Raw genomic sequence first — 24,143 nt, 5'->3', positions numbered from 1 at the left:
CATGAGGAAACTGGAGACGGTGGATCGTGCGCTGCAGCTGCTGCAGGCCTTCAGCGACGACTCCCGCGAACTGACGGTCGGGGCGCTCGCGACGGCGCTCGATGTCCATCCGAGTTCGGTGTCCCGACTCGTCGGCACCCTGGCCGAGCGCGGCTTCCTCGAACGGGTGCCCGGCGGGGACGCCTGGCGTCTGGGACCCGAGCTCGTGCGACTCGGAACGATGGCGCGGGGCTCGGTCGACCTCATCACCGCGGCGCGGTCGCCGATGGACTCGCTTGCCGGGGCCACGGGGGAGACCGTGGTGCTCTCGACCCTCGACCAGGGCGAGGCGGTCGACGTCGCGCAGGTCGACGGCCCCCATCTCATCTCCGCGCGCCAGTGGATCGGCCGACGCGCACCCCTCCACGCCTCCTCCGACGGCAAGGTGCTCATGGCCTTCGCCGAGGGCCGACCCGCCGAGCTCACCCGAGAGACCGACCGCACCCTGACCACGCGGAAGGAGCTCGACGCTGAGATCGCCGAGGTGCGCCGCCGGGGATGGGCGACGGCTGAGAGCGAGATGGAGCTCGGCCTCAGCGGCGTCGCGGCCCCTGTCCGCGATCATCTCGGGCGGTGCGTGGCGGCACTGAGCATCAGCGGGCCCGAGTATCGACTGTCCGCCGAACGACTGGAGGCCGCCGCCGGCGATGTCGTAGCGGCCGCGGCGACGATCAGCGAGGCTCTGGGTCTGCGGCGCCCGTCCAGTCAGTGAGCAATCATTCGTTCAGGAGCGTTTCTGGGCTAGAGTGAGTCGTGGCCGCAGTGGGAGGTGCATCACGTACCCCGGCGGCCCCGAGCAACCCAGCACCTGACTCCCGGAGGGATCCCGCATGGCACGCACAGCAATCGTCACCGGAGGCGGACGCGGCATCGGCGCCGCGATCGCGAAGAAGCTCGCGGCCGAGGGCCTTAGGGTCGCTGTCCTCGACATGGGTCCGACCGAGGACACCGTCGCAGCGATCACCGCCGCCGGGGGAGAGTCGATCGGTCTGGATGCCGACGTCTCCGACGAGGCCTCGGTGGGCGGTGCCGTCGCCGAGGTGGCCGACCGCCTCGGCGCCCCCACCGTGCTCATCAACAACGCCGGGATCCTCCGTGACAACCTGCTGTTCAAGATGACCTACGAGGAGTTCGAGAAGGTGCTCGCCGTCCACCTCGGCGGGGCGTTCCTCATGGCCAAGGCCGTCCAGGAGCACATGGTGGCCGAGAAGTTCGGGCGGATCGTCTCGATGTCCTCGACCTCGGCGCTGGGCAACCGCGGGCAGACGAACTACTCGGCGGCGAAGGCCGGCATCCAGGGGATGACGAAGACCTGGGCGATCGAACTCGGGAAGTTCGGGGTCACGGCGAATGCCATCGCCCCCGGATTCATCGAGACGGACATGACGAAGGCGACGGCCGACCGCGTCGGCGTCGACTTCGAGGACTTCAAGAAGGCCGCGATCAGCCAGATCCCCGTCGGCCGGGCCGGACACCCTGAGGACATCGCGAACACCGCCGCGTTCCTCGTCTCCGAGGGCGCAGGCTTCGTCTCCGGCCAGGTCATCTACGTCGCCGGCGGCCCGAAGGACTGACTCCGGCCCGCACTCATCCACCAACACCGCAGACACGTCCACGAAGGAGCCACACCATGGTCGACGCCGTCATCGTCTCCACCGCCCGCACCCCGATCGGTCGGGCCTACCGCGGAGCATTCAACGACACCCAGGCCCAGGAGCTCGCCGGGCACGCGATCGCCCACGCCGTCGAGCGGGCCGGCGTCGAGGGGGGTGAGGTCGACGACGTCATCATCGGCTCGGCCCTCCAGCAGGGCAGCCAGGGCACGAACATCGGCCGTCAGGCCGGCCTGCGAGCGGGACTGCCCGTCACCGTGGCCGGCATGTCCGTCGACCGGCAGTGCGCCTCGGGGCTCATGGCGATCGCGACCGCGGCGAAGCAGATCATCGTCGACGGACAGCGCATCGCCGTCGGCGGCGGCGTCGAATCCGTCTCCCTCGTCCAGAACGAGCACATGAACACCTACCGGGCGAAGGACCCGTGGCTCGAGGAGAACGTGCCCGGCATCTACTATCCGATGCTCGCGACCGCCGAGGTCGTCGCCGAACGCTACGGCGTCTCCCGCGAGGACCAGGACGCCTACTCCCTCGAATCGCAGAAGCGCACCGCCGCCGCGCAGGAGGCCGGTCGATTCGATGACGAGATCGTCCCGCTCACCTCGACGAAGGTCGTTCTCGACAAGGAGACGGGAGAGACCTCCACGCAGGAGGTCACCCTGACCAAGGACGAGGGCAACCGCCCCGAGACGACGCTCGAGGGACTCGCGAAGCTCACACCCGTCCTCGAGCCCGGTGTCGCTTCGACGGTGCCGAGCATCACCGCGGGCAACGCCTCCCAGCTCTCCGACGGCGCCTCGGCGTCCGTGCTCATGTCCGATGCCGAGGCGTCCCGGCGGGGACTGACTCCGCTCGGCATCTACCGCGGGATGGCCGTGGCCGGAGTCGCCCCTGACGAGATGGGCATCGGACCGGTCTTCGCCGTGCCGAAGCTCCTCGACGCCCACGGGCTGACGATCGACGACATCGGCCTGTGGGAGCTCAACGAGGCCTTCGCCGTCCAGGCCCTGTACTGTCGTGACCGGCTCGGCATCGACCCCGAGCGCTACAACGTCGACGGCGGCGGCATCTCCGTGGGCCACCCGTACGGGATGACCGGGGCCCGCCTCGTCGGCCACGCCCTCATCGAAGGCAGGCGCCGAGGTGTGAAGTACGTCGTCGTGACGATGTGCATCGGCGGCGGGCAGGGAGCCGCGGGACTCTTCGAAGTCGTCTGAGCCCGGCCGGGCCCGGCAGCCTTAGCCCCTGTCCCGATTCGCTAGACTCGCTGTCGTGGCAGCGATCGACAGGGACATCATCCGGCTGGCGCTGCCGGCGCTCGGCGCGCTCATCGCCGAACCGATCTTCCTCCTCACGGACACGGCCATGGTCGGCCACCTCGGCGCGGACGCCCTCGGTTCGCTCGCGATCGCCTCGACGATCCTCCAGACGGTGCTCGGGCTCATGGTCTTCCTCGCGTATGCGACGACGCCGCGGGTGGCCAAGCGGATGGGCGCCGGCGACACGCAGGGCGCGGTCGGGGCGGGCTTCGACGGGATCTGGCTGGCGCTGGCCACCTCGGTGGTCCTCCTCGCCGTCGGCCTGCCGCTGCTGGGCACGGCGATCGCCGCCTTCGGGCCCAGCCCCGCGATCGCCGCAGGAGCCCAGTCCTACCTCGCGATCTCGTGGTGGGGTCTGCCGTTCATGCTCGTCGTCATCGCCGCGACCGGGCTGCTGCGCGGACTCCAGGACACCCGCACCCCGCTCGTCGTCGCCGCTCTCGGCTGCGTGGCCAACATCGGCCTCAACGCCCTCTTCATCTACGGCCTCGGCATGGGTGTGGCCGGGTCTGCGCTCGGCACCGTCATCGCCCAGGCCGGCATGTGCGCCGTCTACATCCTCATCGCCCTGCGGGCGGCCCGCCGCTTCCACGCAAGCTTCCGTCCCGACTGGGCGGGGGTTCTCACCTCGGCGAAGACCTCCGGCTGGCTGCTGCTGCGCAATGCGAGCCTGCGGGCGTCCCTCATCATCCTCGTCGTCCTCGCCACCGCGCTGGGGACGACGCAGCTCGCCGCGATCCAGGTTGCGCAGTCGATCTTCTTCGCCCTCGCGCTCGCCCTGGACTCCCTGGCGATCGCCGGACAGGCGCTCATCGGCCTCCAGCTCGGGGCGAAGACCGTCGACGTCGTCGCCGCGATCAACCGCCGCCTCATCGCCTGGGGCATCGGCTTCGGTCTCATCGTCGGCCTCGTCCTCATCGCCGGGTCCGGTCTCATCCCGTACGCGTTCTCCTCCGACCCCGGCGTCATCGCCGTGCTCACGGGCCTGCTGCCCATCCTCGCGGTGAGCATGCCCGTGGCCGGGTACGTCTTCGTCCTCGACGGCGTCCTCATGGGGGCCGAGGACGCCCGCTATCTCGCTCTGGCACAATTGGTCGCGGTGATCGGCTATGTGCTCCTGCTCGGTCCGATCACCGGACTCGTGCCCGGCGCGAAGGGGCTGTGGGCGGCGTTCTGCCTCGGCTTCGTCGGGCTCCGGGCGATCACGCTCGGCTGGCGAGTCCGCAACCACCGGTGGATCCGCACCGCGGTCGAGAAGGGAATCACATGAGCAGCACCGACACCCCGAATCCGCACCGGATCTGCGCGCGCGGATCCGTCCCCTGCCGGCCGACACCCCCGAGGAGACGTTCCTGCCGTTCCTCGACCTCTGCTTCAACTGGTCGATGGACAAGCCGACGATCCCGCGCGAGGATCTCGTCCACCGAGCTGATGCCCGCCACTACTTCGCCGGCTGGGGGCGGCCCGGGGATCTCGCCGTGGCCTGCTTCGACGAGACCGGTGAGGAGATCGTCGGCCTCGCCTGGCTGCGTCTGGCTGAGGACGGCGGGGTCGACGCCGGAGACGGCGGACCGGCCGATGCCGCGTTCGCGGCGGGGCTGAGTGAGGATCCCTCGGAGGCCGGCCGGACCGTGCCCTCCGATGTCCTCGCCGAGGCGGACGCCGCCACCGAGGCGGATGCGGGCATCGAGGCGGACGCGGGCATCGAGGCGGACGCCGGCTTCGGGAAGGACGCCGTGACCGACCCCGCCGAGGCGGACCCCGGCACCGAGGTCAAGCCCGGCACCGAGGTCACGCCCGAGTCCGAGGTCACGCCCGAGTCCGACGGCACGCCCGCCTCGGCGACGAATGACCCCGAACCAACGGACGCCCCCTTCGCCGGCTACGGGTGGGTGGCCGCCGACATCCCCGAACTCTCGATCGCGGTCCTGCCCGACCATCAGGGTGAGGGCATCGGGCGGGCGCTGCTCACGGTCCTGCTCACCCTGGCGCGGATGAGCGGGGTCGAGGCGGTCAGCCTCGCCGTCGAGGACGGCAACGGGGCGAAGAGCCTCTACCTCGACGAGGGCTTCGTCACCGTCGGACGCAACGGGGACTCAGACCTGCTGGTGCGGCAGCTGCGGTAGGGTCGCGCCGTAGAGCCACGGGTCGATCACCTCGGCGACGTCCCGGCCCGCGACCTTCGAGAAGCACGCGATGAGGTCGGCGGTATCGACGTTGCCGTGGCGGTGACGGGTCGTCCACTCCCGCACCCCGTCGAAGAACACCTTGTCGCCGAGGCTGACCCGCAGGGCATGGAGGCACAGGGCCCCGCGCTTGTAGACGCGGTCGTCGAACATGCCCGGCCCGCCGGGATCTCCGAGGACGATGTCCTGGGGCGAGACCGCCAGCGACTCGTACCAGGCCACTGCCCAGTCGTGGGCGCTCATCCGGCCCGAGGCCTCCGACCACAGCCACTCCGCGTAGCACGCGAAGCCCTCGTTGAGCCAGATGTCCGACCAGGTCTTGGGGGTGAGCGAATTGCCGAACCACTGGTGGGCAAGTTCGTGGGCGATGAGACGCTCGGACTCCCATTCGGGGCCGAGATGGTTGGGTCCGAGCACGGACAGCGGCTGCGACTCGAGCGGGATCTCGAGCTCCTCGTCGGTGACGACGACGTCGTAGCGGTCGAACGGGTAGGGCCCGAAGAGGTCGACGAAGACATTCATCATCGTGTGCTGGACGGGCAGGCGCAGGGCCGCGGTGTGCCAGTGCTGTCCGGCGAAGAGTCCGAGCGGGACGGGACTCGGCGCGGCCCCGACCGGCACGGCGATGGGGCCCTGCCGGTAGCGGCCGATCTGCACGGTCGCTAGGTACGTCGCCAGCGGTGTCGTCGACCGGTACGTCCACGCGGTGCGCCCGGCCTTGCGGACCTTGTCGGTGAGTTCGCCGTTGGAGACGACGGTGTACTCGGATTCCGTGAGCACGGTGATCCGGAACTTCGCCTTGTTCGAGGGATGGTCGTTGCACGGGAACCACGTCGAGGCCCCGATCGGCTGTCCGGCGACGAGGACCCCGTCCTCGAGCTCCTCCCAGCCGATGTCACCCCACGTCCCGATGGCCGGCTGCGGGTTGCCCGCATACGCGATGTCGATGCGCACCGGCTGGTTGCGCACGAGCGGCTCCGTGGTCAGGCGCAGCTTCTTCCCGCGGGCGGTGAAGCGGACCTTGCGGCCGTTGACGCTCGCCTTCGTCACCCGCATGCCCGTGAGGTCGAGGACGATCGACGTCGTATCGGTGAGCACCCGACCGGTGAGCCGGGCGCGGCCGGCGAGCCGGTTGGGTCCGATCCGGTAGTCGAGGTCGATGTCGTAGTGGTCGATGTGCAGATCGGGGGTGCCGACGCCGGGAGTGTAGGGATCAAGCATGGACACGGTCGGCGGTGTCGTCGTTCCGGTGGCGCTCGGGAAGTTCTGGGGCATCCACCCAGGGTATGACAGGATTGCCGCTGAAGTAGGCATGCGGGGGAACGAACTCGCCGCGCATGACCAGCGAGGTCGCCCCGACCGTCGAGTTCTCACCGAGGGTCGCCGCCGGCAGGATGACGCTGTTGGGTCCCAGGGTGGCCCCGGCTTCGAGTTCGACGGTGTCGAGGCTCATCACCCGGTCGTGGAAGAGGTGCGTCTGGACGACGCAGCCGCGGTTGACCGTCGAATTGTCGCCGAGGCGCACGAGGTCGGCCTCGGGCAGCCAGTAGCTCTCACACCACACGCCGTGGCCGATCGTCGCGCCCATCGCCCGCAGGTACCACACGATGGCAGGCGTGCCCACGGCGTTGCGGGTGAACCAGGGGGCGGCGACGAGTTCGACGAAGCAGTCGGCGACCTCGCCGCGCCAGATGAACGACGACCACAGCGGATGATCGCCGGGGGAGATGCGGCCGACGAACACCCATTTCGCGATGACGGCGATTCCGGCCGCGACCGCACCGGCGGCCATCATGACGATGCCGGAGGTGAGCAGGGCGAGTCCGACCGAGGCGAAGAACTCCTGCTGCCCACCGTCGCCGAACAGGGCCGCCGGCACGCCGAGGAGGGCGATGATCGTGAGGATGACCGCGGCGACGAGGGCGCCGCCGACCATCACCGAGGTGATCCGCATCGTCTCGAACAGCCCGCGGGCGGCCTTGACCCCGAACTTCGGGGCGTAGGTGAGCCCCTCATCGGCGTCGACGGCGGCCCGGCGCAGCTGCACCGGGGGAGAGCCGAGCCACGAGGAGCCCTTCTTCGCCTTCGCCGGGGCCGCGGAGAGCACGGCGACGAGGGCGTTCTTCGGCACCCGCCGTCCGGGGGAGGCGATGCCGGAGTTGCCGAGGAACGCGCGTTTGCCGACCTTCGCCCGTCCGGCGCGCATCCAGCCGTGGCCGAGTTCGTAGCTGGCGACCATCGTGTCGTCGGCGAGGAACGCTCCGGCCGCGATCGTCGTCATCTTCGGGACGAAGACGACGGTGGAGATCTCCGTGCCGGGACCGACCTTCGCCCCCAGCGCCCGCAGCCACCACGGGGTGAGCATCGAGGCGTAGAGGGGGAAGAGGAGGTCGCGGGCCAGGTCGAGGAGGCGTTCGGTCGCCCACACCCGGTAGCCGCGTCCCGAACGGACGGGGAACTCGCCCTCCTCCATCCCGATCGCGAGCAGACGCACGGAGACGAGGATGAGAAGGGCGACCGTGACGAACCACAGGCACGCGATGAGCGGGGACCAGGCGAGGACGAGCCACGGATTCTCCACGACCTCGATGCCGGAGACGGCGACCATGAGCCACAGTCCCGGCAGGGCCGCGAGGTAGGGCAGGGCGGCGTTGAGCTGCGAGCCTGCGGCGTAGAAGAGGAACGGCAGGCGGCGGCGCTCCGGCGGGGCCGGCCACGTCTTCTTCGCCTTGCCGATGCGCACGGCCGGGGAGCCGGAGTAGATCTGGTTGCGGCGGACCTTCCCGGTCACCGCGGACCCGGCCTCGATGAGCGCCCCCGCCCCGATCCGCGTGCCGGGCATGAGCGTCGAGCGGGCCCCGACGGTCGCGTTCTCACCGACCTCGATCGTCCCGATGCGCAGCAGATCGCCGTCGACCCACCAGCCCTTGAGGTCGACTTCGGGTTCGATGGCCGCCCCCGCTTCGAGGGTGAGGAACCCGGTGACCGGGGGTGCCGAATGGAGGTCGGCACCCGAACCGACCCGGTTGCCCAGCAGACGGGCGTACCACGTCACCCACGGTGCGCTCGCCACGGACACGGCTGCGGCGATGTCGGCGATGTGCTCGGCCAGCCACAGGCGTTTGTGCACCCAGCCCGAACGCGGGTAGACCCCGGGCCGCAGGCCTGCGAGGAGGAGCCTGGCGGCGAGGGCGGAGATGAGCATCCGTCCCCACGCGGTGACGAAGACGAGGTAGAGGGTGATGACCACCGGCCACGGGGTGAACGGGACGGCCGCGCCGAGGAGGTCAGCGACATTGGCGAGCACCATGGCGATGACGACCCAGCGGACGCCGGCGAGGATGTGGACGGGGATCGCCAGCAGCGTCTGGAACGCCTGCATCCCCTTCGAGGTGCGCCCGATGTCACGCTGCGGACCGGCAGGCACCGCGGCCCCCTCATCGCCGAGGCACAGGGTCGCCAGTGCCCCGAAGCGGGGGTGGGCGTAGATGTCGCCGACGGTCACGCTCGGGTGCTCCTGGCGCAGCCGGGAGACCAGCTGGGCGGCGGCGAGGCTGCCGCCGCCGGCGGTGAAGAAGTCCGTGTCCGTGCCCGGTCGGGTCCCCAGCACCGCCGTCCACTGGTCGGCGATCCATTCGGTCTCGGGGGCGAAGGCCTCCGCCGAGTCCTCGGCCTGCTCGCTCCCGCCCATCGGCCACGGCAGGGCGTTGCGGTCGACCTTGCCGGAGGTCTTCGTCGGCAGTTCGCCCACGAGCGCGAGCCGGGGGACGAGGGCGGCGGGCAGCTCCGCCCGCAGGGCCTCCTCCCAGTCAGGGATCCGCTCGTCGGCTCCCGCCGAGGTGGTCGCGAGGTAGCCGACGAGGATGTCCGTGCCCGCGGGGGTCTTCTTCACCGCGGCCGCGGCACCCTCGACCCCGGGCAGGGCCTGGAGGGCTGCGTCGATCTCCCCGAGTTCGATGCGCCTTCCCCCGAGCTTGATCTGCTCGTCGGCGCGGCCGACGAAGATCAGGCCCGCGGAGTCGTTGACGACGAGGTCACCCGATCGGTACGCCCGGTCCCAGCCGAGCGTGGGCATGGGGGCGTACTTCTCGGCGTCCTTGGCCGGGTCGAGGTAGCGGGCGAGGCCGACGCCGCCGATGATGAGCTCACCGGTCTCGCCTTCGGCCACGGGGACTCCTGCGGCGTCGACGACGGCCAGTGCCCACCCGGCCAGGGGCAGGCCGATGCGCACGGGGTCGGTGCCGTCGAGGATCGCCGCGCACGCAACGACGGTCGCCTCGGTGGGACCGTACGTGTTCCACACCTCCCGGCCCTCGTCGCTGAGCCTGCGGCCGAGTTCGGGCGGGGCCGCCTCGCCGCCGAAGATGAGCAGGCGCACGGCGTCGAGGGCCTCGGCCGGCCACAGGGCGGCGAGCGTGGGCACGGTCGAGACGACGGTGATCCCGCGCGAGGACAGCCACGGGCCCAGATCCATGCCGGACTTCACGAGCGCCCGAGGGGCGGGCACGAGGCACGCGCCGTGCCGCCAGGCCAGCCACATCTCCTCGCAGCTGGCGTCGAAGGCGACGGAGAGACCCGCGAGGACCCGGTCGCCGGGACCCAGCGGATCGTCCTGGCAGAACAGGGCCGCCTCGGCGTCGACGAAGGCCGCCGCCGAGCGGTGGGTCACGGCCACACCCTTCGGGGTGCCCGTCGACCCGGAGGTGAAGATCACCCAGCAGTCATCGTCGGGGGTGGGGCTGCGCAGCGCGGACCGGTCGAGAGGTCCCCGATCGTTGCGGGATTCGATCGCCCGCTCCGCGGTGACGACCCCGGTCACGGCCGCCTCGGCGAAGACCGTGCGCGCCCGCTCATCGGGATCGTCGACGTCGACGGGGACGTACGCGGCCCCGAGCATCATCGTCGCGAGGATCGAGACGTAGAGGTCGACCGACCCCGAGGGCACCCGGATGCCGACCTTGTCTCCGGGACCGATGCCGGCGTCGGCGAGTGAGAGCGCGAGATCCCTGATCTCGGCGATGAGCTCGGCGTAGCTGAGCACGGTGCGACCGTCGTCGATCGCGGGCTGATCGCCATGGGCGCCCGCCGTCTCGAGGAGGACGTCGATGAGGGTGCGGTCCTCGCGGGGGCGAGGCTGAGCAGGAAATTGCGCGGCGTAGTCTGTCACAGTTCTTCCGGATCGAGCGACCAAGGGCCGACTCTCACAGGGGTCGACCAGTATCGGCCCTGATCATACTGCGTCAAGGTGTCGGAGCAGTGAACATGACGCGGCCGCGGGGGTCGTGATAGATGTGAGGAGGCGAGATTCCACAACGGCGAGGAGCACAGCAGAATGGTCACGGTCTTTTCCAACGCAGCGGTCTTCGACGGCACCCGGTTCATCCCCGGCCGCCGCGACGTCGTCGTCGACGGGTCGCAGATCACCGCGATCACCGAGGCGGGGCAGGGCTCCCACAACGCCGGCGACACCTTCGTCGACTGCTCCGAGCGCACCCTCATCCCCGGCATCATCGACTGCCACGTCCACCTCATGAGCTCCGGCGCCGACAGCACCGCCTCCTTCCACAATCCCTTCTCCCTGCCCTTCTACTCCTCGGTCCGTCATATGGAGGACACGCTGGCCGGCGGGGTGACGACGGTGCGCGACGCCGGCGGCACCGACCTCGGTGCCAAGGTCGCCGTCGACACCGGGGTCGTCCGGGGCCCGCGGATGACGATCGCGGTGACGATCATGTCCCAGACCGGCGGGCACGGGGACTTCCACCTCGTCTCCGGGGCCGACTCCCCGTTCCTCTCCCCGCACCCCGGCCGTCCCTCCGGCGTCGCCGACGGTGTCGAGGGCGTGCAGCGGAAGACCCGGGAACTGCTGCGGGCCGGGGCCGACCACATCAAGATCTGCTCGACCGGGGGAGTGCTCTCACCCCGGGACGATCCCCGGCACTCCCAGTTCACGGAGGAGGAGATCACCGTCATCGTCGCCGAGGCGGCCGCCCAGGGTGCGCACGTCATGTCCCATGCCCAGGGCGCTCCCGGGATCAAGAACGCCGTGCGCGCCGGGGTCCGCTCGATCGAACACGGCATCTACCTCGACGACGAGGCGATCGACCTCATGCTCGAGAACGGCACCTTCCTCGTGCCCACCCTGCAGGCCCCGCAGGCCGTGATCACGGCCGCCGAGGCGGGGGCGAGCCTGCCCCAGTCCGTCATCGACAAGGCCCACTCGGTCATCGAGACCCACCGCGAGTCGATCGCGAAGGCCCACGAGGCGGGAGTGCGGATCGCCATGGGCACCGACGCCGGGGTCGGACCCCACGGGAGGAACCTCGAGGAGATCAGCCTCCTCGCCGAGGCCGGCCTCTCCGGGGCCGAAGCGCTCGCCGCAGGCACCTCGACGGCGGCCGAACTCCTCGGCCACGACGACCGGGGACGCATCGCCGCCGGGATGCTCGCCGATCTCGTCCTCGTCGACGGGGATCTGAGCACCGAGGATGTCCGCGGCATCGAGGACCGGGTGAGCGAGGTGTGGCTCGACGGCACCCGCGTGTGAGGTGAGGCTAACTTCGGCGTAGAATCGTTGCGAAGACCCACCCGAACCCGACACGGAGGCGCACGTGAATCCCCTCGACTGGTCGTTGCCGATCGCGGTCACGTGGCTCATCCTCTTCGGGATCATCCTCGCCCGCGCCGGCGGAACCTACCTGCTCGGGCGGCTGGCGCGGAAGGGGATGCAGCGCATCGACCGGGTCGAGAGGATCATGTCGGGACGCAAGTACCGCAAAGCCGAGGCGATGATCGAACGCTTCGGGGCACCCGTCATCGCCGTGTCCTTCCTCATGGTCGGCGTGCAGACGGTGCTCAACCTCGCCGCCGGCACCTCGGGGATGAGTGCGAAGCGCTACGTCCCGGCCCTCATCGTCGGGGGATCCGTGTGGGCGCTCATCTACTCGACCGTCGGCCTCATCGGCTTCCGCGCCGTAGCGAAGGCCTATGAGGTGGCGCCGGGACTGACGATCGGCCTCGGTGCGTGCTTCGTCCTCGCGATCGGCGGACTGATCATCGGCCTCAAGCGCAAGGACGAGACGCCGGAGGAGGCTCCGGACGAGACGACCGGCGCCGAGGAAGACTCGCCCGCGGCTCCCCGCGGCACCACCTCGGCCGGCACCACCTCGGCGAAGGCCGCCGGCGACTCCGCCTGAGTCTCCCGACGTCACCGCCTGAGACTCCCGGCGGCACCACCTCGGCGCGCCCAAAATTGTCCGCCTGCGTCAGCTGGCGCGCTTGTGGTGGACGGGGGCGGCGTCCTCGCTCATGTCCTCGAGTTCGATGCCCTTCGTCTCCGGCACCTTCCACCACACGAAGAAGAAGGAGAGGACGGCGAAGAACGCGTAGAAGCCGTACGCGAAGGTGAGGCTGATGTCGGCGAAGACGGGGAAGGTCGTCGAGATTGCGAAGTTCGCGACCCATTGGGCGGCCGCAGCCACGGCCAGGGCGCCTGCGCGGATGCGATTGGGGAACATCTCGCCGAGCAGCACCCACACGAGCGGTCCCCACGTCGCGCCGAAGCCGACGACGAAGAGGTTGGCGGCGATGAGGGCGATGATCGACCACGGGGCGGGCAGCACCGCGCTCGACGTGCCGTCGGCGCCGGTGACGAGTTCGGCGAAGGAGAACGCGAGCGCCATCGTCGCCAGCGACAGTCCCATGAGCGCGGAGCCGGCCAGCAGCATCTTCCGCCGGCCCACCCGGTCGACGAGGAGGATCGCGACGATCGTGACGAGGATGTTCGTCACCGAGGTGATCACCGAGGTCAGCAGTGCGCTCGATTCGTCGAAGCCGACGGACTTCCACAGCGTCGTCGAGTAGTAGAAGATGACGTTGATGCCGACGAACTGCTGGAACACGGACAGCAGGATCCCGATCCACACGATCGGCTTGAGACCGAACCGCTTGCCCAGCAGGTCCCGGAACGACTCCCGCTCCTCCCGGTGGAGTGACTCGCGGATGCGGGCGATGAGGGAATCGGTGTCGACGACGCCGGTGAAGTCGCGCAGCACCTTCGCCGCTTCGTCCTCCCGACCACGGGCGACGAGGAAGCGCGGGGACTCGGGCAGGCCGAGGGCCGCGAGACCGTAGACGAGGGCGGGGACCGCCTCGACCATGAACATCCACCTCCACGTGTCGATGCCGAACCAGAACGGTGCGGCCGCCCCGCCGGAGACGGAGGCGAGGAGCGCGTTGGAGAGCAGGGCGGCGAAGATGCCGGTGACGATCGCCAGCTGCTGCAGCGAGCCGAGGCGACCGCGCACCCGGGCGGGCGACACCTCGGCGATGTAGGCGGGGGCGATGACCGAGGCCGCACCGACGCCGAGCCCGCCGACCATGCGCCAGATGATGAGGTCGGTGACGCCGAAGGCCAGCCCCGAGCCGATCGCCGAGGCGAAGAAGAGGATCGCGGCGACGACCATGACCGGCAGGCGGCCGAAGCGGTTGGCGAGGCTGCCGGCGAACCATGCGCCGATCGCGCACGCGATGAGTGCGGAGGACACGGCGAAGCCCTTGAGGGCGGCCCCGAGGTCGAAGTCCGCGGCGAGTGCGTCGACGGCGCCGTTGATGACGGCGGTGTCGAAGCCGAAGAGGAAGCCGCCGAGGGCGGCGGCGATCGAGATGCCGATGATGCGGGAGGACACCCGCTCCATTCCGTGCAGCCGGTTGTCGGCTGGGTTCTGGGACGAGGACACGGGAGGTCTCCTTGGGCGCTGGGGCGTCGGGACGGGCCCCGACTTCGGATCGTGACCCAGGCTACGCCAGGTCAGCGGACTTGGGGGACAACCTCGGCGGGGAAATGTTCTCAGGGTCCCGGATCCGTCTCCTCGCCGAGGTGACCTCGCCCGTCCCGGCAGGTGCCCTTCCCCTCTCGCCGAGGAGGGCCAGTGGTGCCGCGGGGCATGGGTAGAGTGGTGCGCGGTCCATCGGCACCAAGGAGAGGAACCGGGGTTGGCGAAGCAGGACGAGCCGGGATTCGCCGGCATCGCCGGAGCCGCGATCTACTTCGGATCGAACGGCGCCGCGTTCGCTGCCCTCCTGCCCTGGTATCCGATGCTCGTCGACCGCCTGGGGCTGACGTCCTTCCAGTTCGGGCTCGTCGTCGCTTCCTTCGCGATCGGCTCCATCGCCTCCTCCGTGCTCCCGGCCCGCCTCATCGCGCGCTTCGGGGCCAACGCCGTCGTGCTCGTCGGGACCGTGTTCCTCGTCCTCGCGATCGCTGCGACCCCGTGGTCGGTGAGCGGGTGGATGATGGCCGGCTGCCTCTTCCTCGCCGGGGTCTTCGACGCGATCGTCGACGTGGCCCAGAACGTCGTCGGCATCGGCGTGCAGGAGAACCGCTCGCGGGTCATCCTCTCCTCGATGCACGCGGTGTGGAGCCTCGGGGGCCTGGTCAGCGGGGCGCTCGCCACGGCGGCCGCCTCGGCGGGAGTCGACATGCGAGCCCACATCGCGATCGTCGCCGCCGCCTGCATCGTCCTCGTCATCATCGGCCGCCGGCTCATCGGGGCCGAGGGCACGCATTGGGGTCGGCGCCTCGTCGACGACTCCGGGGCCGGAGCACAGGGGGCCCGGGAACCGGGACGGCGCAGGCGGATCCTCCTCATCGCACTGCCGCTCGCGGTCGTCGCGGTGTGCGGAACCGCGGTCGAGGACATCGCGAACAACTGGTCGTCACTGGCCGCCGTGCAGCTCGCGGGGATTCCCGTGGCCATGGCCGGCATCGGCTTCAGCACCGTCATCGGCGCACAGTGCCTCGGACGGTTCACAGGCGACGTCCTCGTCCAACGGTTCGGTCCGGGACGCATCGCCCGCCTCGGCGGGATCCTCATCGCGGCAGGCGGTCTCGGACTCGCGACGGCGACAGGTCCCGTCCAGCTGCTCGTCTCGCTCGCCGCGATGGGCTACGGCTCGGCCACGCTCGTCCCGGGCGCCCTCAGCGCCGCCTCCCACATCCCGGGTGCGGGCAGGGCGGCCGGCGTGACGCTGGTCAACTGGATCATGCGGGTCGGCTTCATGGCCACGAGTCCGCTCGTCGGGATCGTCGCGACGGCGAGCACCCTGCGTTGGGGTCTCGGACTCCTCGTGGTCATTGGGCTGGCGACGACGATCTTCGCCGGACGCCTCGACACGCCAGGCGGCAGGGAAGCGCCTGCGGGTCGCGGGTGAGGTGCCGGGCAGTCGGCTGTGCGGGCCCGGTGCGGATCCGCTCTGGAAAGCGAGAATGCCGTGACATCCTGTGGACGTCACGGCACCTGAGAAAATGTCGGGCTAGCGGTGTCTGGTTTCACGACATCGTTCCGGTATGTCTCCCGACATCCTTCCGCTGATCTCTCATGACATCGTTCCACCATGTGTGTCACGACATGCTTCCACCTATGTCTCACGACATTGTTCCGATATGGACGAACTCAACAAGAACCGCAGCATCATCCTCGCCATCACCGAAGGAGGCCTCACCCACGCCGAAGCAGCCACCCGCTTCGGCGTGTCCACCCGCTGGATCCGCACCCTGCTCGCCCGGTTCCGCACCGGAGGACTCGACGCCGTCGACCCTCGCCCACGCACACCCCACACCAACCCCAGAGCCATCCCCGAGTCCACCGTCAACGCGATCCTCACCCTGCGACACACACTCACCGACCAAGGACTCGACGCCGGCCCCGAATCCATCTGGGACCGCCTCCCACCCGAAACCCGACCCAGCGTGTCCACGATCTGGAGAACCCTCAAACGCCACAACCTGATCACACCCCAACCCCAGAAACGCCCACGCTCCTCCTGGCACCGCTTCGCAGCCGACGCCCCCAACGAATGCTGGCAATCCGACTTTCCCCCGCAAGCGGGCGGTACCCCCACCCATTGGCCTCTCACGAACGGCACCGACGTCGAGATCGTCTCCTGGCTCGATGACCACTCCCGCAAACTCCTCCACACCAGCGCCTACCCCGCGATCACCGGACCGATCGTCATCGACACGTTCACCACCACCATGGACGAACACGGCCCACCAGCATCAACACTGACCGACAACGGGATGGTCTTCACGACCCGATTCGCCCGCGGGCACGACGGGAAACGGGCCCAACCCAACGCGTTCGAACAACTCCTGTCCGATCTGAAGATCTCCCAGAAGAACGGTGCCCGCAACCACCCCACCACCCAGGGCAAGATCGAACGCTTCCACCAGACCCTCAAACGCTGGCTGGCCGCTGACGGGCTCGTCGACACCGTCGAGGAGCTCAACGCGCAACTGCAGCGCTTCATGCTGATCTACAACACCCAACGCCCCCACCGGGCGATCGGGCGCCGAACCCCGGACGAGGCGTACTACGCGACCCCGAAGGCCGAACCCGTCGCTGAGCTCGACTCCCAGGTATGGCGCATCCGCTACGACCGAGTCGATCGAGACGGGAAGGTGTCCCTGCGCTATGCCGGGAGACTGCGGCATCTGGGGATCGGCCGTCGGTGGGCCGGTGTGCGCGTCATCGTCCTCATCCATGCCGAGCAGACGATGGTCATCGCTCCCGGCAGCGGTGAGCTCATCGCCGAGCACATCATCGATCCCAGCAGGGACTATCAGGCGAAACAGAAACCGGAACGATGACTGGAGACATAACCGGAACGATGACGTGAGACATCAGCACGATGACCGGAACGATGTCTGGAGACAGACCAGGGCCAGAAAAGAGAAATGTGCCGCGACATCGTAGGAACGATGTCGCGACACATCACATTGGTCGGGCTAGCGGGATTTGAACCCACGACCTCTTCACCCCCAGTGAAGCGCGCTACCAAGCTGCGCCATAGCCCGTTGTCCAGCACCTGTGCCGGGGCAACGTGGACTAGCCTATAACGATCGTCGCCCAACTTCCAAAATTGCCGTTCGTGACCTTCGACAAACTAGTATCATCCCAGGTAGCCGCCTGCGAAACGGGTGCTCTCCGACGCCCGCTCAGGGGGTCGGTAACATTTCCGTTTCGTGATTGTTATGCAAGCACTTCAGGCGGCTATGCTTGGAACACCGACAAGCTAAGAGGAGTCGACATGGCGGAACTGGAGTTTCCAGTGTCTTACCTGTACTCAAAGGACCACGAGTGGGTCCACACCACGGAGAACAATGTCGTCTACCGTGTGGGTATCACGGATTACGCCCAGTCCCAGCTGGGCGACGTCGTCTATGTCGACCTGCCTGCTGTCGGAGATTCGATCACGATGGGCGAGTCCTGTGGTGAGGTGGAGAGCACGAAGAGCGTCTCCGATCTCATCGCGCCGCTGTCGGGAACGATCACGGAAGTCAACGACGCCCTCGAAGACAAGCCGGAGACCGTCAATTCCTCCCCCTATGAGGACGGTTGGATGTACCTCGTCGAGGCGAGCGATCCAGTGCAGGTGACCGGTCTCATGGACGAGGAGCAGTACCACAAGCTCGTGCAGAGCGAGGAGGCATGATGTCGCAGAACAATGACCAAGGTCGCCGGAACCCCTCGCAGCCGTGGTACGACAACGGAGAAGTCCCGCAGTCGAAGAAGTTCCCCTTCGGCACCGGAGACGAGGCCGAGGGCAACCAGCCCGGCGGAGGACATCCGAACACCCCTGCCTACGGGCAGCCTCCCGTGGACAACGCGCCGCAGGCGCCGAACTTCGGCGGCGGAAACGGTGCAGGCCGGTACCAGCAGGAACCGCCTCGGCGGGACGAGCAGCAGTACCAGCCGCCCCAGCAGGGCGCTGACCAGGGCCGCGGCCGCCACGCCGATCACCCCACGGGGGAGCAGGCGCCGGGCCAGGCCTACGACGATCAGCAGGGTCGTCACGCCCAGTACCAGCCTCCGCAGCAGGCCGGCTACCAGCAGCAGGGCGGCCAGCAGTACGACCCGCGTGACAGCCAGGGCGGTCAGCAGGGCTACGACCCGCGAGACAACCAGGGTGGTCAGCAGTACGACCAGGGCGGTCAGCAGTACGGTCAGCCCGGCAACGAGCAGAACCAGCAGTATCCGGTCTCCGGCGGGCAGAACCCGGGCGATTCGGGCCAGCAGCCGTTCCAGGGCATCCTCGACCCGCACACCGGTGAGATCCACCCGGTGCCCGACCTCGACGGACTCCAGGACACGGATGCGCTCCTCGTCGTCGTCTCGGGACCGGACTCCGGGTCGCAGATCCTGCTCGACACCGATGTCGTCACCGTCGGTCGCAGCCCCAACGCGGACATCTTCCTCGACGATGTCACCGTCTCGCGCAAGCACGCCGAGTTCATCCGCACCCCCAGCGGCTTCACCCTGCGTGACACCGGTTCGCTCAACGGCACCTACGTCGGTCGTCAGCTCATCGACTCCATCGAACTGCAGAACGGCGCAGACGTGCAGATCGGGAAGTTCCGGATGATCTTCCAGCAGCGTCCGCGCTCCTGAGAAGGAGATAATGTCCAACGTCGAAGTCGAGGTCGTCGGGGTGCGCATCGAGATGCCCGCCAACCAGCCGATCCTCCTGCTCAAGGCCACTGAGCCCGCGTACTACCTGCCGATCTGGGTGGGGGCGATCGAAGCGAACGCGCTTTCGATCGCGCAGCGCGGACTCACCCCGCCGCGGCCGATGACCCATGCCCTTCTGCTCGACGTCCTCGGCGCCCATGACGACGAGCTCTCCGACGTCACCATCACCGGTCGCGACGGTCAGATCTTCCTCGCCGAACTCCACACCGAGGACGGCAAGACGATCTCCGCCCGGCCCTCGGACGCCGTGACGCTGGCACTGACAGCAGAGTGCCCCGTCTACGTCGATTCCGACCTCCTCAAAGACGCCGGCATCGAAGCCCCCGAAGCAGACGAAGAAGAGGTCGCGCAGTTCCGCGACTTCCTCGACAACGTCTCCGCCGAGGACTTCGAGACCGGCGAAGAGACATGAAGAAAGAGCAAGCGTGAGCCTCCACATCGATCCGGTCTTCGCCCACACGGACATCACCGCAGCCGGCACCGACGACCTCTCCGGTCTCGACGACTGGAGGGAGATGGACGCCAAACAGCAGCCGACCTATCTCGACTCCGAGGCCCTCGACGATTCGCTGACCAGGCTGCGCAGCTACCCGCCGCTGATCTTCGCCGGCGAAGCCGACGTCCTCAAGCAGCGGATTGCGGCAGCCTCGCGCGGTGAGGCCTTCGTCCTCGCCGGCGGCGACTGCGCGGAGTCCTTCGCCGGCGCCCAGGCCGACAAGATCCGGGCCCGCGTCCAGACCGTCCTGCAGATGGCCGCGGTCCTCACCTACGGCGGGTCGATGCCCGTGGTCAAGATCGGGCGCATGGCCGGCCAGTTCGCCAAGCCCCGCTCGGCGGACATGGAGACCCGTGACGGCGTCACCCTGCCCTCGTTCCGCGGCGACATCGTCAACGGCTACGAGTTCACCGAGGAGTCCCGGCGGCACGACCCGGCCCGACTCCTGCAGGCCTACCACGTCTCGGCGTCGACGCTCAACCTCATCCGCGCCTTCACCCAGGGCGGCTTCGCCGACCTGCGGCTGGTCCACGAATGGAACCGCGGTTTCCTCGCCTCGAACCCCGGCTACCAGCGCTACGAGCAGACCGCCCGCGAGATCGATCGGGCGATCCGCTTCATGGACGCGTGCGGCGCGGACTTCGAGGCTCTGCGGACCACGGAGTTCTACTCCGCCCACGAGGCGCTGCTCCTCGAGTACGAACGCGCGCTCACCCGCATCGATTCGCGTTCGGGTCTGCCCTACGACGTGTCCGGGCACTTCCTGTGGATCGGTGAGCGCACCCGTGAGATCGACGGCGCGCACGTCGACTTCCTCTCGAAGGTGCAGAATCCCATCGGCGTCAAGCTGGGCCCGACCGCGACCGCCGAGGATGCCCTCGCGCTCGCGGAGAAGCTCGATCCGAACGCCGAACCCGGCCGACTGACGTTCGTCACCCGCATGGGTGCCGGGAAGATCAACGACGTCCTGCCGAAGCTCCTCGCCGGGATCGGCGACCAGCTCCCGCACGTGACGTGGGTGAGCGACCCCATGCATGGGAACACGATCACCTCGAGCACCGGGTACAAGACGCGCCGGTTCGAGGACGTCATGGCCGAGGTCGAAGGGTTCTTCTCAGCCCATCAGGAAGCCGGCACCATTCCCGGCGGCCTGCACATCGAACTCACCGGCGACGACGTCACCGAGATCATGGGCGGAGCCACGGAGATCGACGACGAAGGTCTGCGCCGTCGCTACGAGACGCTCGTCGATCCGCGCCTCAACCACGACCAGTCACTCGAGATGGCCTTCCAGGTCGCCGAATACCTCACCCGCCGCGGCTGAGAGCTCTCACCGCAGCACCGAGACGACGAAGCGCCGGCGGATCACCGCCGGCGCTTCGTTGTCTGCGCGGTCACCACCGCGCTTGAGGGCTACTTGCCTGAGTCCTTGGGCTTGTCCTCTTTGGGCTTCTCATCCTTGGGCTTGTCGTCCTTGGGCTCCTTGCCCTTGGAGACGCGGACGATGACGAGCGAGTTGTACGGCTTCGCCTCGGTGCTCTTGGGCCATTGGAAGACGACGTCGCCCTTGGGCACCGTGTCGGAGAAGACCTCTTCCTTCCCGACGCGGAAGCCGCGCTTCGTCAGCGTCGCGAACGCCGCATCGTAGCTCAGGCCCTCGACCTTCGGCACCGCGATGGGGGCATCGCCCTTCGAGACGACGAGGTCGACCTTCTCATCGTGGACGAGCTGTTCCCCCTCCTTCTTCGAGGCGCTGATGACTGTGCCCTTGTCCACGGAGTCGTCGTACTTCTCATCGACCTTGCCCACCGCGAGCCCGGCGTCCTTGAGTGCGGCCTTCGCCTCGTCCGCGCTCAGTCCTTCGAGCTTGGGCACGGCGAACATCTCGACGCCCTTCGACACGACGAGGGTGACCGTCGAATCCGGGGAGAGCTCGGTGCCGCCGACGGGTTCGGAGCCGATCACGGTGCCGGCCGGGATCGAATCGTCGAAGACCTCCTGCTTCTTCGGGCTCAGCCCGTTCTCCTCGACCACGGCCGTCGCCTCGGCGAACTCCTTCCCGGCGAGCTGACCGGGAACGATCGATTTCTGCGCGGGCAGATTGGCGATGATCAGCCACGCGAGGAGCGCGAGGACGACGAGCCCCGCCCCGACCGTCGTCGCCAGCCGCCGACGCCGGCGTCGCTTCGGATGGGCAGGCGCCGAGGCCGCCACCACGGCAGCGCCGTCGTCCTCCCGACCATCGTCAGGGCCTTTGCCGCCCGAACCGCCGGAACCGTTGCCGTCCGAACCTGCGCCTCCGGAGGAGACATCTCCGGACTTCGCCGAGGCGGTCGAGCCAGCGCCCGAAGCCGCGGAACCCGTGGCGATCGCGGCGGCGGTACCCCCGGCTGAGGCTGCGGCAACGGCCATCCGCGGTGATTCGGCTTCGGCGGAGGACTCGGCGTCGTCTGCGGGCTCGCCCGCAGACTCGTCGTCACCCACAGACTCAGCATCGTCAACGGCGCCGGCATCCGCCTCGGCGGTCTCATCGTCGTAGAGGTAGGGGATCTCGTCGGTGCGCGACTTCTTCTCCTTCGGCACCTCCTCACCGAGGTCGATGCTCGCCGTCAGGGCAGGGGAGTGGTTCCCGGCCTCGGCCTCGGGATCGCCGAAGTCGAGTTCGGCATCCGTCATCTGCGCCCTGGCCTCGGCCAGCGCACGGCGGAACTCCCCGGCATCCTCCGGGCGGTCCTCGGGATCCTTCGACGTCGCCCACAGGACGAGGGCGTCGAGCAGCGGGCTGATGCCGTCGACCCTCTCCGACGGCGGCGGGACCGTGTCGTGGACGTGCCGGTAGGCGACCTGGATCGGCACGTCGTCGGTGTAGGGCTGAGTGCCGGTGAGCATCTCGTAGAACATGATGCCGACCGTGTAGAGGTCGGTGCGGGCATCCGCCCCGGCCCGGGTGACGAGTTCCGGGGCGACGTAGCCGACGGTGCCGATGAGCGTCTTCGTCGTCGTCGCCGAGGTGACGGCCCGGGCCAGCCCGAAATCGGCGAGCTTGACCTGGCCGTCGGTCCCCAGCAGGACGTTGTCGGGTTTGAGGTCGCGGTGGATGATCCCCGTCGAATGGACGGCCTCGAGCGCGGCGAGGATCGCGTCGAGCACGACGATCGCCTGCCTCGGCGTGAACGACCCCCGGTGCTTGAGCTCGCGGCGCAGCGTCACCGAGGGCAGATGCTCCATGACGAGGTAGACGATGTCCCCGTCACGAGCCTGGTCGTGGATCGCGACGAGGTTGGGATGGGTGAGCCGACCTGCGTTGATCGCCTCCCGGCGGAAGCGCTCGACGAAGGTCTCATCGGAGATGAGGTGCTCGTGCATGACCTTGATCGCGATCTCGCGGTCGAGGCGCAGGTCCGTGCCGCGGTAGACCATCGCCATACCGCCCCGGGCGATCTTCGCATCGATCCGGTAGCGGTCGTTGAGGACGACGCCGAGCAGCGGATCCGGAAGGGAGCTCATCGGGCCACCTCCAGACGTCCCCGCTGCATCTGCACGCCGCGGACGAAGGCCTTCGTCTCCGGCAGCAGCCCATCGGCGCGCACCGAGCGCAGATCCTGGTAGTAGCCGGCCAGCGCCTCGTCCTCGGAGTCCGTGGATTCGATGAGCCAGCCGAGGATGACGGTGCCGGCGACGATGTTGTCGGCGATGTCGAGGACGTCGAGCCCCCGGCCGACGATGTCGCTGGCCCACCGGGCCGAACGCGGGGTGACCTGCATGATGCCGATCGCATTGCCCGCAGACACCGTCGCATGCTGGAACCCGGACTCCTGGGCCGCGACAGCCTGCATGAGCGCAGGTTCGGCACCGAGCTCCTCGGCGATCTGCGCGACGAGGAAGCGCGCCTGCTCCGGGGTGGGGTGGACCCGGCCGAGCAGGGTGGCCTTGTTCAGTCGGGCCGCGTGGACGACGCCGGCCTGCAGCGCTTCGCCCCACGCGCCCACGGACACATGGGGGAGGGTCTCGGGGATCTCGGGCGCCTGCCGGCGGGGACGGGTGCCGGTGTCCCGCAGCAGGAGGAGCTCGCCGACGCGGATGAGGGAATCCTCGCCCATCGCGTTCGCCCGCCGCAGGGTCGACGGGGAGATCCCGTGGGAGGCGGCGATCGACTGCAGGGTCTCCCCGGGCGCGACGATGTGCGAGGGGTCGGTCTCGGGCAGGTCGTTCTTCTCCGGCAGAGAGAGCACCTGGCCCTGGGAGAGGTTCTGACGGGGTGAGATCCGATTGAGCTCGGCCAGCGCGGGCACGGAGACGCCGTGCCGACTGGCGACCGCGTAGAGGGTGTCACCGGCCTTGACCTTGTACGTGCGGCCCCCGTGGGTCACGGGCACCGTCTCGCTCTTCGTTCCTGTCAGCCACTGCGGTCCCGCAGACGCCGAGTTCTCGGATCGCGCCGAGGTGGCTGACCGGGTCGACCGGTCGCCCGAGGCAGACGGTTCGGTGGGTTCCGGGGTCGCCTGGGAGGCCGCCTCGGAGGGCCTCTCGGCCTGAGCCTCGGGGCGGGGGACGGGACCGGTCGAGTTCACCCGGGAGGCCGCGCGGATGTCAGGGGCGGCGGTGATCGGCTTCGGAGGAGTCCGTCGCGAGCGTGTCATCTGTCACCTGTTCGGCTGCATATCGTGCGGGGAAGTTTCACCCTCCAGCGTATCCACTGCCCCCTGCCCAGCCCGGGATTGCGGCGGGCATGGCGGCGTGTTTCTTCGCCGAGTTGCTACGCTTGGGGGCGTGAATACCGAAGAACTCGTCCAGGACTGGTCCACGCTGCCCGACATCGTCGAAACCACGGGGTGGTGTCATAGCGTCGAAGCAACACTCCCGGTCGGCGGGGGTCTGATCGGTGGAGTGTGCAGATGGCGCGGGTGGGGTTGTCGTTCAGCGACAGGTCGGAGATCTCGGCGGCCTCGAAAGCGGGC

General features: G+C 69.0%; 18 protein-coding genes and 1 tRNA gene. 13 read left to right on the top strand and 6 right to left on the bottom strand.

The window, feature by feature from the left end; translation table 11 throughout:
* The first annotated feature begins 1 nt into the window (after position 1).
* The 5 genes from AACX88_RS15365 to AACX88_RS15345 all read left to right on the top strand — a co-directional run bounded on the left by AACX88_RS15365 (position 2) and on the right by AACX88_RS15345 (position 5,097).
* Complete coding sequence (locus tag AACX88_RS15365) at positions 2 to 751, top strand: IclR family transcriptional regulator (RefSeq protein WP_339393743.1); 750 nt, start codon at positions 2 to 4, stop codon at positions 749 to 751.
* A 118-nt stretch (positions 752 to 869) separates the two neighbouring features.
* Positions 870 to 1,613, top strand: coding sequence for an SDR family oxidoreductase (locus AACX88_RS15360; protein ID WP_339393742.1), 744 nt, complete (start codon positions 870 to 872; stop codon positions 1,611 to 1,613).
* Between the two features lie 56 nt (positions 1,614 to 1,669).
* Positions 1,670 to 2,869, top strand: a complete 1,200-nt coding sequence (locus tag AACX88_RS15355; RefSeq protein ID WP_339393741.1) for an acetyl-CoA C-acyltransferase — start codon at positions 1,670 to 1,672, stop codon at positions 2,867 to 2,869.
* A gap of 55 nt (positions 2,870 to 2,924) precedes the next feature.
* Positions 2,925 to 4,241, top strand: coding sequence for an MATE family efflux transporter (locus tag AACX88_RS15350; protein WP_339393740.1), 1,317 nt, complete (start codon positions 2,925 to 2,927; stop codon positions 4,239 to 4,241).
* A gap of 115 nt (positions 4,242 to 4,356) precedes the next feature.
* Positions 4,357 to 5,097 (top strand): GNAT family N-acetyltransferase, encoded by a 741-nt coding sequence (locus AACX88_RS15345; RefSeq protein ID WP_339393739.1) that lies wholly within the window; start codon positions 4,357 to 4,359, stop codon positions 5,095 to 5,097.
* Here the strand turns inward: AACX88_RS15345 and AACX88_RS15340 are convergent.
* Together AACX88_RS15340 and AACX88_RS15335 are read right to left on the bottom strand one after the other, a co-directional pair.
* Positions 5,068 to 6,432 (bottom strand): M1 family metallopeptidase, encoded by a 1,365-nt coding sequence (locus AACX88_RS15340; protein ID WP_339393738.1) that lies wholly within the window; start codon positions 6,430 to 6,432, stop codon positions 5,068 to 5,070. The genes AACX88_RS15345 and AACX88_RS15340 overlap by 30 nt on opposite strands.
* Entirely contained in the window at positions 6,371 to 10,324 is a 3,954-nt protein-coding gene (locus AACX88_RS15335) for a Pls/PosA family non-ribosomal peptide synthetase (RefSeq protein ID WP_339393737.1), read from the bottom strand. Before AACX88_RS15335 ends, AACX88_RS15340 begins: the two co-directional genes overlap by 62 nt.
* 165 nt (positions 10,325 to 10,489) lie before the next feature.
* Here AACX88_RS15335 and AACX88_RS15330 point away from each other — a divergent pair, with 165 nt between their 5' ends.
* Both AACX88_RS15330 and AACX88_RS15325 read left to right on the top strand, forming a co-directional pair.
* On the top strand, positions 10,490 to 11,704 hold the full coding sequence (locus tag AACX88_RS15330) for a metal-dependent hydrolase family protein (protein WP_339393736.1): 1,215 nt from the start codon (positions 10,490 to 10,492) through the stop codon (positions 11,702 to 11,704).
* A 64-nt stretch (positions 11,705 to 11,768) separates the two neighbouring features.
* The gene (locus AACX88_RS15325) at positions 11,769 to 12,353 is read left to right on the top strand and encodes a DedA family protein (protein WP_339393735.1); all 585 of its coding nucleotides are present in this window, start codon (positions 11,769 to 11,771) and stop codon (positions 12,351 to 12,353) included.
* A gap of 69 nt (positions 12,354 to 12,422) precedes the next feature.
* Here the strand turns inward: AACX88_RS15325 and AACX88_RS15320 are convergent, their stop codons facing one another.
* A complete protein-coding gene (locus tag AACX88_RS15320; protein ID WP_339393777.1) occupies positions 12,423 to 13,853 on the bottom strand; it encodes a sugar porter family MFS transporter in 1,431 nt (476 codons plus the stop codon).
* A 298-nt stretch (positions 13,854 to 14,151) separates the two neighbouring features.
* Between AACX88_RS15320 and AACX88_RS15315 the strand changes: the two genes are divergently transcribed.
* A complete protein-coding gene (locus AACX88_RS15315) occupies positions 14,152 to 15,369 on the top strand; it encodes an MFS transporter (RefSeq protein ID WP_339393734.1) in 1,218 nt (405 codons plus the stop codon).
* 232 nt (positions 15,370 to 15,601) lie between these two features.
* Positions 15,602 to 16,807 carry an integrase core domain-containing protein gene (locus tag AACX88_RS15310; protein ID WP_339393733.1) on the top strand — a complete coding sequence of 402 codons (1,206 nt, stop codon included), beginning with the start codon at positions 15,602 to 15,604 and terminating at the stop codon, positions 16,805 to 16,807.
* A gap of 130 nt (positions 16,808 to 16,937) precedes the next feature.
* Here AACX88_RS15310 and AACX88_RS15305 read toward each other — a convergent pair.
* Positions 16,938 to 17,014: transfer RNA gene (locus AACX88_RS15305), tRNA-Pro, on the bottom strand.
* A 233-nt stretch (positions 17,015 to 17,247) separates the two neighbouring features.
* Here AACX88_RS15305 and gcvH point away from each other — a divergent pair.
* The 4 genes from gcvH to AACX88_RS15285 are packed head-to-tail and all read left to right on the top strand — an operon-like array spanning position 17,248 to position 20,509.
* Complete coding sequence (gene gcvH / locus AACX88_RS15300; RefSeq protein WP_339393732.1) at positions 17,248 to 17,652, top strand: glycine cleavage system protein GcvH; 405 nt, start codon at positions 17,248 to 17,250, stop codon at positions 17,650 to 17,652.
* Positions 17,652 to 18,608 (top strand): FHA domain-containing protein, encoded by a 957-nt coding sequence (locus AACX88_RS17705; RefSeq protein ID WP_422614448.1) that lies wholly within the window; start codon positions 17,652 to 17,654, stop codon positions 18,606 to 18,608. Before gcvH ends, AACX88_RS17705 begins: the two co-directional genes overlap by 1 nt.
* A 10-nt stretch (positions 18,609 to 18,618) precedes the next feature.
* Positions 18,619 to 19,101 carry a bifunctional nuclease family protein gene (locus tag AACX88_RS15290; protein WP_339393731.1) on the top strand — a complete coding sequence of 161 codons (483 nt, stop codon included), beginning with the start codon at positions 18,619 to 18,621 and terminating at the stop codon, positions 19,099 to 19,101.
* Between the two features lie 13 nt (positions 19,102 to 19,114).
* Positions 19,115 to 20,509, top strand: a complete 1,395-nt coding sequence (locus AACX88_RS15285; protein WP_339393730.1) for a class II 3-deoxy-7-phosphoheptulonate synthase — start codon at positions 19,115 to 19,117, stop codon at positions 20,507 to 20,509.
* A gap of 89 nt (positions 20,510 to 20,598) precedes the next feature.
* Here AACX88_RS15285 and AACX88_RS15280 read toward each other — a convergent pair whose 3' ends face one another.
* Both AACX88_RS15280 and AACX88_RS15275 read right to left on the bottom strand, forming a co-directional pair.
* A complete protein-coding gene (locus AACX88_RS15280) occupies positions 20,599 to 22,692 on the bottom strand; it encodes a protein kinase domain-containing protein (protein ID WP_339393729.1) in 2,094 nt (697 codons plus the stop codon).
* Entirely contained in the window at positions 22,689 to 23,825 is a 1,137-nt protein-coding gene (locus AACX88_RS15275) for a LysM peptidoglycan-binding domain-containing protein (RefSeq protein ID WP_339393728.1), read from the bottom strand. The genes AACX88_RS15280 and AACX88_RS15275 overlap by 4 nt, the downstream gene beginning before the upstream one ends.
* Positions 23,826 to 24,143: the final 318 nt, after the last annotated feature.

The sequence above is a fragment of the Brevibacterium metallidurans genome (assembly GCF_037101285.1).
In the GTDB taxonomy this organism is placed as follows: Bacteria; Actinomycetota; Actinomycetes; order Actinomycetales; family Brevibacteriaceae; genus Brevibacterium; species Brevibacterium metallidurans.
Note: the sequence above shows the minus strand (reverse complement) of the source record. Positions and strands in the feature narration are given on the sequence as shown.